At 33.4% G+C, this 14,964-nt stretch carries 20 protein-coding genes; 12 read left to right on the top strand and 8 right to left on the bottom strand.

What is annotated here, in order from left to right; translation table 11 throughout:
- Nucleotides 1–72: 72 nt before the first annotated feature.
- Entirely contained in the window at nt 73–288 is a 216-nt protein-coding gene (locus OEA66_RS13740) for a hypothetical protein (RefSeq protein ID WP_267281909.1), read from the top strand.
- A 101-nt stretch (nt 289–389) separates the two neighbouring features.
- Here the strand turns inward: OEA66_RS13740 and OEA66_RS13735 are convergent, their stop codons facing one another.
- Nucleotides 390–1,925 (bottom strand): YifB family Mg chelatase-like AAA ATPase, encoded by a 1,536-nt coding sequence (locus tag OEA66_RS13735; protein WP_267281908.1) that lies wholly within the window; start codon nt 1,923–1,925, stop codon nt 390–392.
- A gap of 129 nt (nt 1,926–2,054) precedes the next feature.
- On the opposite strand from OEA66_RS13735, the gene OEA66_RS13730 reads away from it, so the two are divergent.
- The 4 genes from OEA66_RS13730 to OEA66_RS13715 are packed head-to-tail and all read left to right on the top strand — an operon-like array spanning nt 2,055 to nt 4,499.
- The gene (locus OEA66_RS13730; RefSeq protein WP_267281907.1) at nt 2,055–3,047 is read left to right on the top strand and encodes a phosphotransferase; all 993 of its coding nucleotides are present in this window, start codon (nt 2,055–2,057) and stop codon (nt 3,045–3,047) included.
- 42 nt (nt 3,048–3,089) lie between these two features.
- A complete protein-coding gene (locus OEA66_RS13725; protein WP_267281906.1) occupies nt 3,090–3,437 on the top strand; it encodes a tRNA-binding protein in 348 nt (115 codons plus the stop codon).
- Nucleotides 3,438–3,467: 30 nt separating this feature from the next.
- The gene (locus OEA66_RS13720) at nt 3,468–4,169 is read left to right on the top strand and encodes a 3'-5' exonuclease (protein WP_267281905.1); all 702 of its coding nucleotides are present in this window, start codon (nt 3,468–3,470) and stop codon (nt 4,167–4,169) included.
- A 3-nt stretch (nt 4,170–4,172) separates the two neighbouring features.
- On the top strand, nt 4,173–4,499 hold the full coding sequence (locus OEA66_RS13715) for an SUF system Fe-S cluster assembly protein (RefSeq protein WP_267281904.1): 327 nt from the start codon (nt 4,173–4,175) through the stop codon (nt 4,497–4,499).
- A gap of 308 nt (nt 4,500–4,807) precedes the next feature.
- Here the strand turns inward: OEA66_RS13715 and OEA66_RS13710 are convergent, their stop codons facing one another.
- The 3 genes from OEA66_RS13710 to OEA66_RS13700 form a co-directional block, all read right to left on the bottom strand.
- Nucleotides 4,808–5,209, bottom strand: coding sequence for an OsmC family protein (locus tag OEA66_RS13710; protein WP_267281903.1), 402 nt, complete (start codon nt 5,207–5,209; stop codon nt 4,808–4,810).
- A 28-nt stretch (nt 5,210–5,237) separates the two neighbouring features.
- A complete protein-coding gene (locus tag OEA66_RS13705) occupies nt 5,238–6,086 on the bottom strand; it encodes a hydroxymethylglutaryl-CoA lyase (RefSeq protein ID WP_267281902.1) in 849 nt (282 codons plus the stop codon).
- Between the two features lie 208 nt (nt 6,087–6,294).
- Nucleotides 6,295–6,606, bottom strand: coding sequence for a helix-turn-helix transcriptional regulator (locus OEA66_RS13700; protein ID WP_267281901.1), 312 nt, complete (start codon nt 6,604–6,606; stop codon nt 6,295–6,297).
- 119 nt (nt 6,607–6,725) lie between these two features.
- On the opposite strand from OEA66_RS13700, the gene OEA66_RS13695 reads away from it, so the two are divergent.
- The 3 genes from OEA66_RS13695 to pepT all read left to right on the top strand — a co-directional run bounded on the left by OEA66_RS13695 (nt 6,726) and on the right by pepT (nt 9,187).
- Entirely contained in the window at nt 6,726–7,046 is a 321-nt protein-coding gene (locus OEA66_RS13695; RefSeq protein ID WP_267281900.1) for a hypothetical protein, read from the top strand.
- A 20-nt stretch (nt 7,047–7,066) separates the two neighbouring features.
- On the top strand, nt 7,067–7,855 hold the full coding sequence (locus OEA66_RS13690) for a GLPGLI family protein (RefSeq protein ID WP_267281899.1): 789 nt from the start codon (nt 7,067–7,069) through the stop codon (nt 7,853–7,855).
- 84 nt (nt 7,856–7,939) lie between these two features.
- Nucleotides 7,940–9,187, top strand: a complete 1,248-nt coding sequence (gene pepT / locus OEA66_RS13685; protein WP_267281898.1) for a peptidase T — start codon at nt 7,940–7,942, stop codon at nt 9,185–9,187.
- Between the two features lie 53 nt (nt 9,188–9,240).
- On the opposite strand, the gene OEA66_RS13680 is transcribed toward pepT, so the two are convergent.
- From OEA66_RS13680 to OEA66_RS13665, 4 genes are all read right to left on the bottom strand, one after another.
- Complete coding sequence (locus OEA66_RS13680) at nt 9,241–9,477, bottom strand: CPCC family cysteine-rich protein (RefSeq protein ID WP_267281897.1); 237 nt, start codon at nt 9,475–9,477, stop codon at nt 9,241–9,243.
- A 9-nt stretch (nt 9,478–9,486) separates the two neighbouring features.
- Nucleotides 9,487–9,738 carry a hypothetical protein gene (locus OEA66_RS13675; RefSeq protein WP_267281896.1) on the bottom strand — a complete coding sequence of 84 codons (252 nt, stop codon included), beginning with the start codon at nt 9,736–9,738 and terminating at the stop codon, nt 9,487–9,489.
- Between the two features lie 117 nt (nt 9,739–9,855).
- On the bottom strand, nt 9,856–10,920 hold the full coding sequence (gene thiL, locus OEA66_RS13670; RefSeq protein WP_267281895.1) for a thiamine-phosphate kinase: 1,065 nt from the start codon (nt 10,918–10,920) through the stop codon (nt 9,856–9,858).
- A 74-nt stretch (nt 10,921–10,994) separates the two neighbouring features.
- Entirely contained in the window at nt 10,995–11,489 is a 495-nt protein-coding gene (locus OEA66_RS13665) for an acyl-CoA thioesterase (protein WP_267281894.1), read from the bottom strand.
- Nucleotides 11,490–11,766: 277 nt separating this feature from the next.
- Between OEA66_RS13665 and OEA66_RS13660 the strand changes: the two genes are divergently transcribed.
- Genes OEA66_RS13660 through OEA66_RS13645 form a run of 4 tightly spaced genes read left to right on the top strand, consistent with a single transcriptional unit; the run spans nt 11,767 to nt 14,941 of the window.
- Nucleotides 11,767–12,969, top strand: a complete 1,203-nt coding sequence (locus OEA66_RS13660; RefSeq protein ID WP_267281893.1) for a BaiN/RdsA family NAD(P)/FAD-dependent oxidoreductase — start codon at nt 11,767–11,769, stop codon at nt 12,967–12,969.
- Nucleotides 12,970–12,979: 10 nt separating this feature from the next.
- Nucleotides 12,980–13,372 (top strand): energy transducer TonB, encoded by a 393-nt coding sequence (locus tag OEA66_RS13655; RefSeq protein ID WP_267281892.1) that lies wholly within the window; start codon nt 12,980–12,982, stop codon nt 13,370–13,372.
- Nucleotides 13,373–13,376: 4 nt separating this feature from the next.
- Entirely contained in the window at nt 13,377–14,015 is a 639-nt protein-coding gene (locus OEA66_RS13650) for a DUF2306 domain-containing protein (protein ID WP_267281891.1), read from the top strand.
- 5 nt (nt 14,016–14,020) lie between these two features.
- Complete coding sequence (locus OEA66_RS13645) at nt 14,021–14,941, top strand: YARHG domain-containing protein (protein WP_267281890.1); 921 nt, start codon at nt 14,021–14,023, stop codon at nt 14,939–14,941.
- The last annotated feature ends 23 nt before the right edge of the window (nt 14,942–14,964 follow it).

Genomic DNA, 14,964 nt, shown 5'->3' with positions numbered 1-14,964 from the left:
TCACGGTTTTTTTGTGTTTAAATTTCTCAATTTTAAGTGAAAAATTATTTATTTTTAGTGAAAATATTATTAATGAAAATCTACGCATTTCTATTTTTGTTACTTTCTGCATGGTGTTCGTCACAAATCCAGCGCTTCACATACGAATATCACTTTATTACAGACTCTACAAATCGAGCTGATGTAAAAAAGGAATTAATGTTACTGGATATTTCGGACAAAGGTTCTAAATATTACAGTTATGATGTTTTTGTAACAGACTCAATTATCAATTCAGATTTAGATTAGACCCAAACGAAGTGATGCGAAAAAAAGCAGAAAATTTTAAACAAACATTAAAGAGAAGTAATAACAGATTAGATTTTGATTTGCATAAATATTAATTTACATTAAACATTCCAAAACTCACGATCGAGACTTCTGTACTGTATCGCTTCCGAAATATGATGTGACAAAATATTTTCAGATTCTTCAAGATCGGCAATTGTTCGGGCAACTTTTAAAATTCTGTCGTACGCTCTTGCCGAAAGATTCAGTTTTTCCATTGCCAATTTGATGAGGTTAAAAGATGCATCATCTAATTCGCAAAACTTCTCCAATTCACGAGAACCAATTTGAGCATTATAACTGATTGACAAATCTTTATATCGTTCATTTTGAATCTCACGAGCAACCAAAACACGTTTTCTGATATCCTCGCTTTTTTCGCCCTTTCTTTTTTCAGCCAACTGTTCAAATTCTACTTTCTGAACCTCAACATGAATATCAATTCGGTCTAAAAGCGGTCCCGAAAGCTTATTCATATACCGTTGCATTTCAAAAACAGACGATGTATTATTCGGATCATCAGGAAAATAACCACTCGGACTTGGATTCATCGAAGCTACTAACATAAAACTTGAGGGATAATTGATCGTAAATTTCGCTCTTGAAATCGTTACTTCCCTATCTTCCAAAGGTTGACGCATCACTTCCAAAACCGTTCTTTTAAATTCAGGCATTTCGTCTAAAAATAAAACACCGTTATGTGCCAGAGAAATTTCTCCCGGTTGAGGATAACTTCCGCCGCCGACAAGCGCTACGTCCGAAATGGTGTGATGTGGACTTCTAAAAGGACGAACAGTCATTAAAGATGTTTCCGTTCCCATTTTTCCGGCAACAGAATGTATTTTTGTTGTTTCTAAAGCTTCTTTTAAAGTAAGGGGTGGCAAAATACTCGGAACTCTTTTTGCCAACATAGTTTTTCCGCTTCCAGGTGGACCAATGAGAATAATATTGTGACCTCCTGCTGCTGCAACTTCCATCGCTCTTTTGGCTGTTTCCTGACCTTTCACTTCAGAAAAGTCAAACGGAAAACTATTTATTTTATCCTGAAATTCTTTTCGAGTATCTAAAACAACTTTTTCCAAAGGTTTTCCTTCATTAAAAAAGTCGATAACTTCTTTAATATTTTCAACACCATAAACATCGAGATTATTTACAATTGCGGCTTCTCTCGTATTTTGTTTCGGTAAAATAATTCCTTTAAAACCTTCTTCACGAGCTTGAATTGCAATCGGAAGAACGCCCTTTATCGGTTGTAAACTTCCGTCAAGAGACAATTCTCCCATAATGATATAATCTTGAACATTTTCGCCAACAATCTGATCAGATGCAACTAAAATTCCAATCGCAATGCTCAAATCATACGCAGCCCCCTCCTTTCGCAAATCTGCAGGAGCCATGTTAATCGTAATTTTTTTTCCAGGGATTTTATAACCTACGTTTTTGAGAGCGGCAGAAATTCTGTAACTACTTTCTTTTATTGCATTATCTGGTAAACCAACGAGATGATAACCAACTCCACCCGTATCAATATTCACTTCTATCGTGATGGTTTGGGCAGAAACGCCGAAGATAGAACTTCCGTAAATTTTTATCAGCATTGTTTGTGTTTTGAGTAAAGTTAAAAATTTTTCATGTGTTCTCAATTAATTTTGCCCGATTTTTATCTTTAAATTTTAATATTTTTGTTTGCTCCTTTTCTAATAAGGTATTTATAAAACAAAAAATTGATGAAAGAGAAATTTCCCGCAATCAATAGTACATTTTCACCTACCGAACTTGATAAAATTATTCAAAAGAAATATCAGCTAACCAACAAAACTGAATGTAGCGTCTTTCGGCTTGCAATGAACCATTTATATATCGTTCAGGATGGTGAAAACAAGTACGTTTTTAGAATTTACACTCACAATTGGCGTACAAAATTGGAAATCGAAGAAGAATTGAGGCTTTTGCTTCATTTAAAAGATTCGAATACACAAGTTTCTTATCCAATAGCAGGAAATTCGAATGAGTATATTCAGGAAATTGAAGCTCCGGAAGGAAAAAGATATGGCGTTTTATTTTCTTATGCAAAAGGTGAAAAAACAGCAAGATTCTCACCAGAAACAAGTTTTCTTATTGGGCAAGAGCTTGCAAAAGTTCATCAATCGACTGAAAATTTCACTCTGAAAAGAATATCTTACAATTGTGAGAACTTACTTACTAATTCTATTTTAAGTATAAAAAATTTCTTCAAAACAACTAACAGTGAAATTGAATTTCTAGAAAAACTATCTGTTTTCTTAATTTTAAAACTTGACAATATTGATTCACAAAAGATAAGAGCAGGAAGCATTCATCTTGATGTATGGTTTGACAATCTGCATATTAATAATGAAAAGGAAATAACATTTTTTGATTTTGATTTTTGTGGAAACGGCTATTTATGCTTTGACATTTCTTACTTTCTATTTCAATTATTTACAACAAATTTGAACGAGGAAGAATATCAAGTAAAGGCGGAAAGTTTTTTAAAAGGCTACGAAACGATAACAGAAATTAACCCTGAAGAAAAAGAACTTTTACCTTTTGCCTGTTTATCAATTATGACCTATTATATAAGTGTGCAATGTGATAGGTTTGAATTTTGGACAAATATCTTCCTGAACCAAGACCATTTAAAAAGAATGGTTGGAAATTTAAAAAGATGGATTGTCTACAATAACATCGAAATAGAATAATTATAAAAATTTAACCGTATTTTTATTTTAAATTAAATCTAAATGAGCATTAAACCTGAAATTTCCTGGGCAGATTTTGAAAAACTAGACATCCGAAGCGGAACAATTATTTCTGTAAATGATTTTGAAAAAGCAAGAAACCCTTCTTATCAACTTGAAATCGATTTTGGGGATGTAGGAATAAGAAAATCTGCAGCACAAATCACAACGCTTTACAACAAAGAAGATTTGGTTGGAAAACAAATTTTAGCCGTTGTTAATTTTCCGAAAAAACAAATTGCCAATTTCTTCAGTGAATGTCTGGTTTTGGGAGTTTACGGAGATGACCATAAAGACGTTACGCTTTTGAGTCCATCGTTACCTGTGAAAAACGGACTTCAGGTTGGATAATTAAATTTAACTCAAAAAATTTCATCACAAATGATACAAAACATTCCTTTAGAAAAAGTTTTATTTATTGATATTGAAACAGTTCCGCTTTACGGAGAATGGAGCGAAATTCCGGAAACTGAGCAAAAACTTTGGGAGAAAAAGACAAGACATCAACGAAAAGATGAAATTTCTCCAGAAGATTTCTACGAAAGAGCCGGAATAATGGCTGAATTTGGTAAAATCATCTGCATCACCATCGGAATGCTTGAAAAAAATGATACTTTAAAAATAAAAAGTTTCTTTGGTCACGATGAGAAAAAATTGCTGATGGAATTTGGTGAAATTTTTAACAGTCCTAGACTTCGTGATGTCATTCTTTGTGCTCACAACGGTAAAGAATTTGATTTTCCGTGGATTGCAAGAAGATTTTTAATAAACGGAATAATGCCTCCTACTCCATTTCAAATGTTTGGAAAAAAACCTTGGGAAATCCCCCATATTGACACCATGGAATTATGGAAATTTGGCGACTACAAAAGCTTTATCTCTCTGGAATTATTAGCTCACGTTTTCGGAATCCCAACCCCGAAAGACGACATCGACGGATCAATGGTTTCATCAATCTACTACATAGAAAAAGACTTGCAGCGAATAGTTGACTATTGTGAAAAAGATGTCTTAACTTTGGCAAATATTTTCCGACGAATGCGTCAGGAAGATTTATTGCAGAGAAATATCAATTTAGATTAACAAATGAACTTTACAGACGATCAGATTGCCGACATCGGTGAAGAAATTATAAGAGTACTGAAAACCGTTTACGACCCGGAAATTCCGGTGGATATTTACGAATTGGGATTGATTTATGACGTTCAGATTTCGGAAGAAGCCGATGTGAAAATCATTATGACTTTAACAACTCCCAACTGTCCGGTAGCAGAAACTTTGCCTCAGGAAGTTAAAGACAAAGTGAAAGCAGTAGAAAACGTAAAAGAGGTCGATCTCGAACTTACTTTTGAGCCAAGCTGGAACAAAGATATGATGAGTGAAGAGGCTAAATTTGAGCTGGGAATGCTTTAAATTTTCTAAAAAAAATAAATGAGGCTGTCAATTTTTGGCAGCTTTTTATTTTGTCTACAGGTTTGTCATTCTGAAAAAAAGTGAAAGCGGAATGAATAATCTATAAATTACTATTGAGATTCTTCCTTCGTAAGAATGACAAACAAGACGTTACTCTTCTAAACATCTTTCGCAATTTAATAATTTCCTATTCTTATGAATCTTTCAATGGAAAGGTTTTTCAGTTGTTTTGATGAAATGATTGGAACCATATCTAAAAATGTTTAAACCTTAAATAAAAAACCGCAGAAATATCTCTGCGGCTTATTTTATTGATAAATGAAAATCATGGTCTGTACCAATTCCGGATGAAGGCTTCTGGCCACCGGACAATTGTGAGCAGTTTCTTCGATGAACGCTTTTTCCTTATCTGAATAGGAATCTTGAAAAACAAAATTACAGACAATTTCCCCGATTCTTCTCGGCTCCGTTTTCATAATTTTCTGAAGTGTACAGTACGCTCCGTCGATATTGATCTTTTTGTCTTTTCCTAAAATGGCAATGGTCGTCAAAGCACATTCTGCTAAAGAAGTCGCACAAAGATCAGTCGGTGAAAACTTTTCCCCTTTTCCATGGTTGTCGGTTGGCGCATCACTTTCGATAATGGTTCCTGACTGTAAATGTTCAGCTGAACATCTGAGTCCGCCGATGTATGTTATTTTTGATGTCATAATTTTTTAAAATAAAAGAGACGATGTCTCAAAAATGAAAAATATCTTTCGCTCTGTTATAAGAACTTTCGAAATTCAATAAATTCAATTTGTGTTCCGCTTTTTCAACGCTCATAAAGTTGATTACCTGTTCGGTCGGCATATTTCCTACCAAATCATCTTTCGCCATCGGACAACCGCCAATTCCTTTGATGGCAGAATCATATCTTCTGCAACCTTGATCATAAGCGGCTTTCAATTTAGAATAAGAATCTTCGTAACGGTTGTGAAAATGAGCTCCGAAATCAATTTCAGGATACTTTGAAGGAATTTTTTCAAATAGTAGAGCAATGGTTTCCGGCGTTGCAACTCCTGTTGTATCAGAAAGTAAGATGTTTTTAATTCCAATTTCAGAAAAACGGTTTGCCCAGAAATCAACATCTTCCCATTTCCACATTTCGCCGTAAGGATTTCCAAATGCCATTGAAAAATAAAGATTCAGTTCTTTGCCTTCACTTTTTGTCAGTTCCATCATTTTCACAATATCATCAAAAGCTTCCTCTTGATTTTTATTAGTATTTCGATGTTGAAAAGTCTCAGAAATAGAAAACGGAAAGCCTAAAATATCTACGGATGGATGCATTAGAGCTTTCTCGGCTCCTCTGTAATTTCCGATTATTGCTGAAACTTTGGTATTTGATAAAGATTTGTCGATATTTTCGGCAACCTCAGCAGAATCTGCCATTTGCGGAATCGCTTTCGGAGAGACAAAACTCAGGCAATCGAGCACATCAAAACCAACTTCCATCAGTGAATTGATGTAATCTATTTTTTTGTCGGTCGGAATAAATTCATCCCAACCCTGCATTGCGTCTCTGGGACATTCGGTAAGAAACATTTTACTTTTGATTTTCTCAAATATAATAAAACTAAACTATTTAGTTCTGATTTAAAACAAAGCTAATATTAAATTGATTATCAATAATTTATTTCCGATTTATAATTTCGATAAGATACATTCAGCAACAAATAACCTATTATAAACTTTTAATTTATTAGTTTTTGATTTTAAATATTGAAGATAATCAGATGTAGAATTAGAATTTTTACTTTTTTTCAATTAATTTTTCAACAACCTCAACCAGTTTATCTAATTTTTCCGACACTTTAAGCAATACCTCGGTTGTTTCACTTCCTGTAACTAAATTAATATTATTTCCTTTCTCTGATGAAATCAAATCATTAATATCAATGTTATAAAGTTTAGCAATTTTTGATAAATTTTCGAATTTAGGAAACGTTCTATCACTTTCCCAGTCACAGTATGTGCTTTGCGAGATATTTAAGAGTTCAGCAACTTCTTGTTGGGAGTTATTATTTTTATAGCGAAATTCTCTCAGTTTTTTGCCTATTTTCATATTTGTGGTTTTGGCAAATATATAAAATTATCGGATTTACTATTAAAAATATCGGCAAAATAATACAATCAAACACAAAATCATTAACATTTTTGTATTTGTAATTAAAAAATAATACAATGAAAAAGATTTTTTTAGTAGCTTTATTTGCTACAGCAAGTATTGCAAGGGCAAATGATTTAAAGATGGAAAAAAATTCAGAGGTAAAGATTGAAGCTAAAGAAGATATAAAAAAGTTGAAATCCCAAAAATGTTATACATATGGAATAGTCGCATGGTGCAAGCCTAATGAAATGGTTATTGACACTGTCTGTTACGATACTGAAGTTTCAGGCAGTTATGAGCAGTCTCGAGCGTGCCAAAGAGAGAATACCGATTTATATAATATTTTCATGTGTAAAACGCGTGATTATGCTGGTGCATATATTAGTATATATTAATTTTAATATTAAAAAACAATATGAAACTTAAATTAATATTTTTACTCTTTATATCAAATTTCTTTTTTGCACAAAAACCAGATAGCTCTTTTATTGAATGTAAATATTTAACTACTTTTCTTATTGATTCAGCAAATACTCATACTTTGAAAAAAGAACTTGCATATTTGAGAATAGGTAAAAATTCTTCCATATTTAGAAGTGATTTCAAAGAAAAAGCAGATTCTATAACATTTGCAGAGATAGATAAAAGTAATAAAAATCCTGTTAATGGCATCGCAATAATGAGAACAGAAAATTGGGCTTCGGCAAAATATATTCCAGAAGTGATAAAGAGAAATGGCGAAATTATTATATTTGATAAAATTCTTAATGTCACCTACAACTATCCTGCAGTAGAAAAAGTCCAATGGTCTTTTTTAAATGAAACTAAAAAAATTCGTGAATATACTTGTAAAAAAGCGGTTGGGAAATATCATAACAAATCCATAACTGTATGGTATACAGAAGAAATTCCGATTTCAGAAGGACCTTATACTTTCAAGAATTTACCTGGTCTTGTTTTAGAAGCATATGATTCTAAAGATTATTTCCATTTTACTTTAGAAAGTTTAAAAAGAGTTGTGAAGCCTATTGTTCCTTTAGATAGAGCCGTAAAAACAGATTACGAAAGGTTTTCAAAGAAAAGAGCACAGGTTTTCAATGATCCTATTGGAGCTTTTGTTGGGATTTTTGGAAAAACTCCTCCAAAAGAAAATCAAGAAAGTATGATTAGTAATATTAGAAGTATCAATAATTATCTCGATTAAAATTTAAAACCTTCCGAACGAAGGTTTTTTGTTGGTAATGATTTAATATAGGCATCGTATATTTGTAAAAATTTAGAAATTAAAATGAGTACAATAGAATTCAACTCGATGTGGAGAGAAAAATTACTGAACCGTTTTCTCAGCTATGTAAAAATATATTCAACCAGTGACGCTGAAAGCGAAATGACACCTTCTACAGAAAGACAGTGGGACATCGCAAATTACATCGTTGAAGAACTGAAAACAATCGGCCTGGAAGATATTTCTATTGATGACCATGGGTATATTATGGCGTATGTTCCTTCTAATTTGGAGAATGATAATCAGCCAACCATCGGGTTCATTTCTCATTATGATACTTCACCGGATTTCAGTGGTGAAAATGTAAAACCTCAGGTTTGGGAAAATTATCAGGGTGAAGATTTGGTTTTAAACAAAGAAACCAACTTTACATTATCGCCTTCAAAATTTGAAAGTTTAAAGAAATATATCGGTCAGACTTTAATTACAACAGACGGAAATACACTTCTCGGAGCCGATGATAAAGCAGGTTGTGCAGAGATTGTAACGGCTGCAGAATACCTTATTGCTCATCCTGAAATTAAGCATGGAAGAATGGCAATAGGATTTACACCCGATGAAGAAATTGGAAGAGGAGCGCATAAATTTGATGTGGCAAAATTCGGAGCTGAGTTTGCGTACACAATGGATGGTGGTGTAGTTGGAGAATTGGAATACGAAAACTTCAACGCAGCCGGAGCTGTTGTGAAAATCCACGGATTGAGCGTACATCCAGGTTATGCCTTCGGAAAAATGGTGAATGCAAGTCTTTTGGCTGCAGAATTTATCCAATCTTTACCAGCAAACGAAACTCCTTCAACTACAAAAGGTTTTGACGGATTTTATCATTTGATGGATGTAACTTCTGATGTTTCAGAGTGTAAACTTCAATACATTATTCGTGATCATGACAAAGAGAAATTTGAGGCTAGAAAAAAATTTATGGAAGAAAAAGTTGCTGAATTTAATCAAAAACATGGCGAGAAAACCGCTGAAGTTGAGATTAAAGAGCAATATCGTAATATGAAACAGCAGTTTGAGGGTAAAATGCACATTGTTGATTTGGCAGCAAAAGCGATGAAAGAAGCTGGAATTGAGCCTAAAATCAAGGCAATCAGAGGCGGAACCGATGGAGCACAATTGTCTTATATGGGATTACCTTGTCCGAATATTTTTGCTGGTGGACTTAATTTCCACGGACCTTATGAGTACGTTGCTTTGGAAAGTATGGAAAAAGCTTTGGAAGTGATTGTGAATATTGTGAAGGCGTAAAAATTTTATATAAAAATTGAAATCCAGCTCAAAAAATGAGCTGGATTTTTATATTACAAATCTCCCTTTCTGTATATATTTTCAGGATTTTTAACCACATTTTTTACAAACTCTTCTTCACAAGCCCCGAATTTAGAAAAATTTAACCGACCCTTTTCTAAAGTCATATGATTAGGTCCGCTTTCTTCTGAAGGTTCAGAGACACCATCATCTTCCCAAAAACAAACATCACAGATTTCAAAATGTCTTCGATTGGAAAGCGTAAAATATCCGCAACAGAGGCATTGCAAATAATCAAATCAAATTTTAGAAATTCCGAATATGCTTATATCAACTTTGATGTTATCATTTAATCTTTGAAAATACGCAACAATTTCGGTATGTAAATTTTCATCACAATACAAACTTCCTTGCATATAATTATCACCATATCCACCTCCCCAAAAAAGCGATTTTGATTCTATAAGTTTAATAAAATGATCAGTCATCTCATCTGTAAAATGAAAATTATCATTATTAATAGATGCCCTGAACTCAAAAAGATCCTTCATAATTAGTAATTAGCTTAATACAATTTATGTCTAAACTTATAAATTTGCTATATTTTTAATTTAATAAAAAACCACTACAAAAAAATGCAGTTGCTTCACAATATTTAAAATTAAATTTTAATCGTTTTGCTGATTGCTTAAAAAAGCGTCCCACCCTTGTGCGGTCAACGCTACCAATTGATTAGAGCCTCTTGCTACCATAAAATTCCCTTCTTCTTTTTCAACAGCATGACCGATAATAGTAAAATCCGGATGGTTTTTTATTTTATCAAAATCTTCTGAAGCAATCGTGAACAGCAATTCATAATCTTCACCACCGCTCAAAGCCGTCATTACAGGATTTAAATTCAAATCATCGGCCGTTGTAATCGTCAGATTATCCATCGGGATTTTTTCTTCATACAGTCTGAAACCTACTTTCGACTGGTCAGAAAGATGTAGGATTTCCGAAGCCAAACCGTCTGAAATATCAATCATAGACGTTGGTTTGATATCCAATTGTTCTAAAATTCCTTTTACGTCGGTTCTCGCTTCAGGCTTCAATTGTCTTTCCAAAATATAGTCGAAACCTTCCATTTCAGGCTGCATATTTGGGTCTGCCAAGAAAACGGCATGTTCTCTTTCCAAAATCTGAAGCCCCATGTAAGCTCCGCCCAAATCTCCACTCACAACAAGCAAGTCGTTTGGTTTTGCGCCACTTCTTTTCACGATATTTTCTTCATCGTCAATTCCGACAGCGGTAATGCTCATCACCAATCCTGCGTTGGAACTCGTCGTATCGCCACCGATCAAATCGACTTTATATCTTCCACAAGCCGCCTGAATTCCGGAATACAATTCTTCTAAAGCTTCCACCGGAAAACGGTTCGAAACTGCAAGAGAAACTAAAATCTGAGTCGGTGTTGCATTCATTGCTGCAATATCGCTAAGATTTACCACAACAGCTTTATACCCTAAATGCTTCAAAGGAACATATCCCAAATTGAAATGAACTCCCTCAGCCAAAACATCGGTCGTTAAAACAACTTTTTTGTTTCCCGGATTGATGACTGCGGCATCATCTCCTACTCCAACTTCCGAAGATTCATTGGACAATGGGAAAAATTGAGTAAGGTGTTTAATTAAGCCAAATTCTCCTAGTTTTGAAATGGGCGTTAATTCTGGTTCTTTATCTTCAAACATAAATTCTTATATAATTGATGGTTGATAATTGATAAATGATGACAAAAAATCAATCATTATTTATCAATGATCATTTATTTATTAAAAATTGCCGGATCTATATTTTCCGGACGGAAAGGAAGTTTTTTAAAATCTTCTCTTGTCATTAGAATGGTTTCAGCTGTTTTATATTTATTCATTGCTTCAACGACATCATCCGGTGGCGAAGTCATTTTTCTCAACATCGTATCAATCCAAACGCCGGTTGCTTCTGAAGTTGCACAGTGTGAACCATCAGTAAGATAAAATTTATGTACAAAACGGTAAATTGCAGCGTCTTCTGCACATCCGTCGATTTCTAAACTAACGATTACTTTTTGGTCAGCAAAAATTTCTTTAAAAAAGGAGAATCTTTCGTGCATAATTACCGGACCAATTCCCCAGCGGCTCATTTGGGTAACTCCCATTCTTTCTTTTTTCATAAAAGCCATTCTCGTTTGTGCGCAATATTGCACATAAGATGAATTGGCAAGGTGTTTATTGGCGTCAAGGTCGCTCCAGCGAACTTCAAATGTATGGTAGAAAATCATTAAAATTTTGTTTTAAAATATGACCTTAAGAATATTATCCATTTAATTTAAGCATTTACAATGTTTGTCATTCCGTAGGAATCTAAACAACATTATTCAAAACTCTGCTGAGATTCCTACGGAATGACAAACTGAGTAGATAATGAGAAAAACACTTTTGTAGTTAATAATTTCGTTTAAAAATTCAAAAATTATAATCCTCAAAATTACTCAAATAAGATGGTTTATAAAAATTGTAGTTTTGCAAAAATAATCTTCAGCATAAGATTAAATAATTATGAAGCAAATTATCATTATTGGAGGCGGTGCAGCAGGATTTTTCTGTGCAGCAAATCTTGACGAAAAGAAATATAAAATCACCATTCTCGAACAGAATTCTGATGTACTTCAGAAAGTGAAAATTTCGGGAGGCGGAAGATGCAATGTTACTCATGGATGTTTTGACCCAAAAGAATTAGTTCAGTTTTATCCGCGCGGAAATAAGGAATTATTAAGTGTTTTCACCAAATTCCAGCCGGGAGATACAATGGATTGGTTTGAAAAACGAAAAATTTCGTTGAAGATAGAAAAGGACAACAGAGTTTTCCCTGAAAGCAATTCTTCGCAGACGATTATCAATACTTTTCAGAATGAAATTCAGCAGAAAAATGTTGAAGTTAAAACCAAATGTTCGGTAAAAGAAATTGAAAAGCTTGATGAAAAATATGTTGTGAAAACAAGTTTAGGAGATTTTGAAGCTGATTTTGTCATTTACACGACAGGAAGTTCACCGAAGTCTTTAAAAATGATTGAAAATTTAGGTCATAAAATCATTGATTTAGTTCCTTCTCTATTTACTTTTAACATTAAAGATGATTTGCTGAAAGATCTTTTAGGGACAAGTTTTGAAATGGCAGAAACTTCCATTCCAAAATTAAAAACGGAAGAAAGCGGACCATTATTGATTACGCATTGGGGACTTTCCGGACCTGCTATTTTGAAAATTTCGGCTTGGGAAGCGATTAATTTGGCAAAAGTAAAATACAATTTTGAAATTCAGGTTAATTTTATTTCGAAAGATATTGATGAGGCGGAAGAGTTATTCCAGAATTTTAAACAGTCAAATCCGAAGAAATCTATCGGACAATCGAAAATTTTTGAGGTAACGAATCGCTTTTGGCAGAGAATTTTGGAAGTTTCAAAGGTTGATTTAAATAAACAAATTGCGAATATTTCAGGAAAAGAAATGCACACGATTTTGGAAAATTTATGCAAAAAGAAATTTCAGGTTACAGGAAAATCGACTTTTAAAGATGAGTTTGTAACTGCAGGAGGTGTAGATTTAAAGGAAATTAATTTTAAAAATATGTCTTCGAAAATTTTGCCTAACTTTTACGTGGCCGGAGAAGTTTTAAATATAGACGCCTTAACCGGTGGTTTTAACTTTCAGGCTTGCTGGAGTGAAGCATGGTTGATTGCGCAGGATTTGAATAATCTATAAAAGATTTCGGATGAAAAAACTCTTTATTTTCATTATACTAATGAGTTGCGGAAAAATTTTCTCTCAAGAAGAAAGCCTTTCAAAAAGCGAGAAAGTTCATAAAATTTATGACACTCCTCATCTTAAAGAAATGTATAGTTTCAGACAAAAGTTTTCTGAAGTTTTTGACATGGATAAAGTCAACGGAAAAGGAACAGTAAAGTCCGAAGTCACATTCATTGTCACATCAGAAGGAAAAATCACTAACATAAAAACAACAGGAACAAATGTTTCCATGAATAATGAGACGGAAAGAGCAATCAACGAAATGAACAAATTCGAATTGATTCCGAAGAAGCTAAATGGTAAACCAATAGATTCTACATATAGGTTACCTGTTGAAATTACTTTTGTTAAAGATTAAATAAATGCTTTCAGTCAAAAAAAATATTTCGTCCGTTTTAAAAATTCTTCTCATCACAGGATTCGGGTATTTCTTTTGGCTCATGCTGAAGATCACTTTAGAGTATATTCCTTTAGATACTAATGTCAGTTTTTTAATGATTAAACAAACTGAAGTCGTTGAAAGGCCGGAATATCTTTACTTTTTCTATACTCACGTTTACACAAGCATTTTTGTTTTATTGGCAGGATTTTTAGCCATTCTAAGAAAAGATTTTGGCTTAAAAAAATTCCACAAAAACGCAGGGAAAATTTACATTTTCCTGATTCTAATTCTCGCAGCACCTTCAGGAATTTACATGGGAATCTTTGCTAACGGAGGTTTTCTTTCTAAAATTTCATTTGTGATTTTGGGCTGTTTATGGTGGTTTTCAACTTTCAAAGCATATCAATTAGCCAAACAAAAGAAATTTAAAGAACACAAACAATGGATGTGGCGAAGTTTCGCACTCACAATTTCTGCCATCACTTTGAGAATGTGGAAAGTAATTATTGTATATTTATTCCACCCAAATCCAATGGATGTTTACCAAATTATTGCTTGGCTGGGTTGGATTCCAAACATTATTTTAATAGAATATTTAATCACAAAAAAGCACATTTAATCAATATGAAAATTTTAAAATTTACTTTAATTGCCCTTTTCGCAATCGGTTTGACAAGCTGTAAAAAAGACGTTACAACCGAAGAAAAATCTAAAGACAGTTTAACTGCTAAAAAAGATTCAGTCGTCATTCCAGAAGTTCATAAAGAGTATTATGGAATCTACACCGGAGAATTTGCCGGAAAAGAGATGATGCATGATAATGAAGTTGACGAAGATTATGAAGGAATAAATATCAAAAGACTGTCTTTAAAAATCAACAGAATTACCCAGGATTCTGTGTACGGACAAAGTATTGTGAACGGAACTCAAAGACCTTTCAGAGGGATTTTCAACGAAAGTTCTCAATCTTTTATTTTGGATGAACCGGGAAATGATAAAACCGATGGCAGATTTGAAGTTAAGCTTAAAAACGACAGCATTACAGGAAAATGGACTGCCTTTAATAAATCTGCCGTAAAAGCGTCTTTAAAAAATTTAAAGTTGATCAAAAAAGAGTTTGTTTACAATCCGAATTTTATGTTGGATCAAAATTCTGAATTAATTGATTGGGAAAACCCAAGAGATTTTAAAGAAAAATACACCGACGAAGAAACAGGTAAAACCGAAACGTACACTCAATCTAAAAACAGAATTGCTTCTGATGCCGTTTTTAAAATCAATGCTTCCAAACAAAAACTGAGCGAAAAAGACATCAAAAACCTTCGAAAACTCGACATGGAAATCATTAAAAATTCTGTTTTCGCAAGACATGGTTATTCTTTCAAAAAACAGACGTACAGAAACTTTTTTGAGCAAACTGATTGGTATATTCCGGTTTCAAACAATGTTGATAGCGAACTTTCTCCGATGGAAAAAGACAATGTGGCTTTACTAAACCGTTTTATAAAATATGCGGAAGATAAATATGATTCTTTTGGAAGATAGTAGGTTGTTGTTGGGTTTTAGTT

Source organism: Chryseobacterium luquanense, from assembly GCF_026460945.1.
GTDB lineage: Bacteria > Bacteroidota > Bacteroidia > Flavobacteriales > Weeksellaceae > Chryseobacterium > Chryseobacterium luquanense.
Note: the sequence above shows the minus strand (reverse complement) of the source record. Positions and strands in the feature narration are given on the sequence as shown.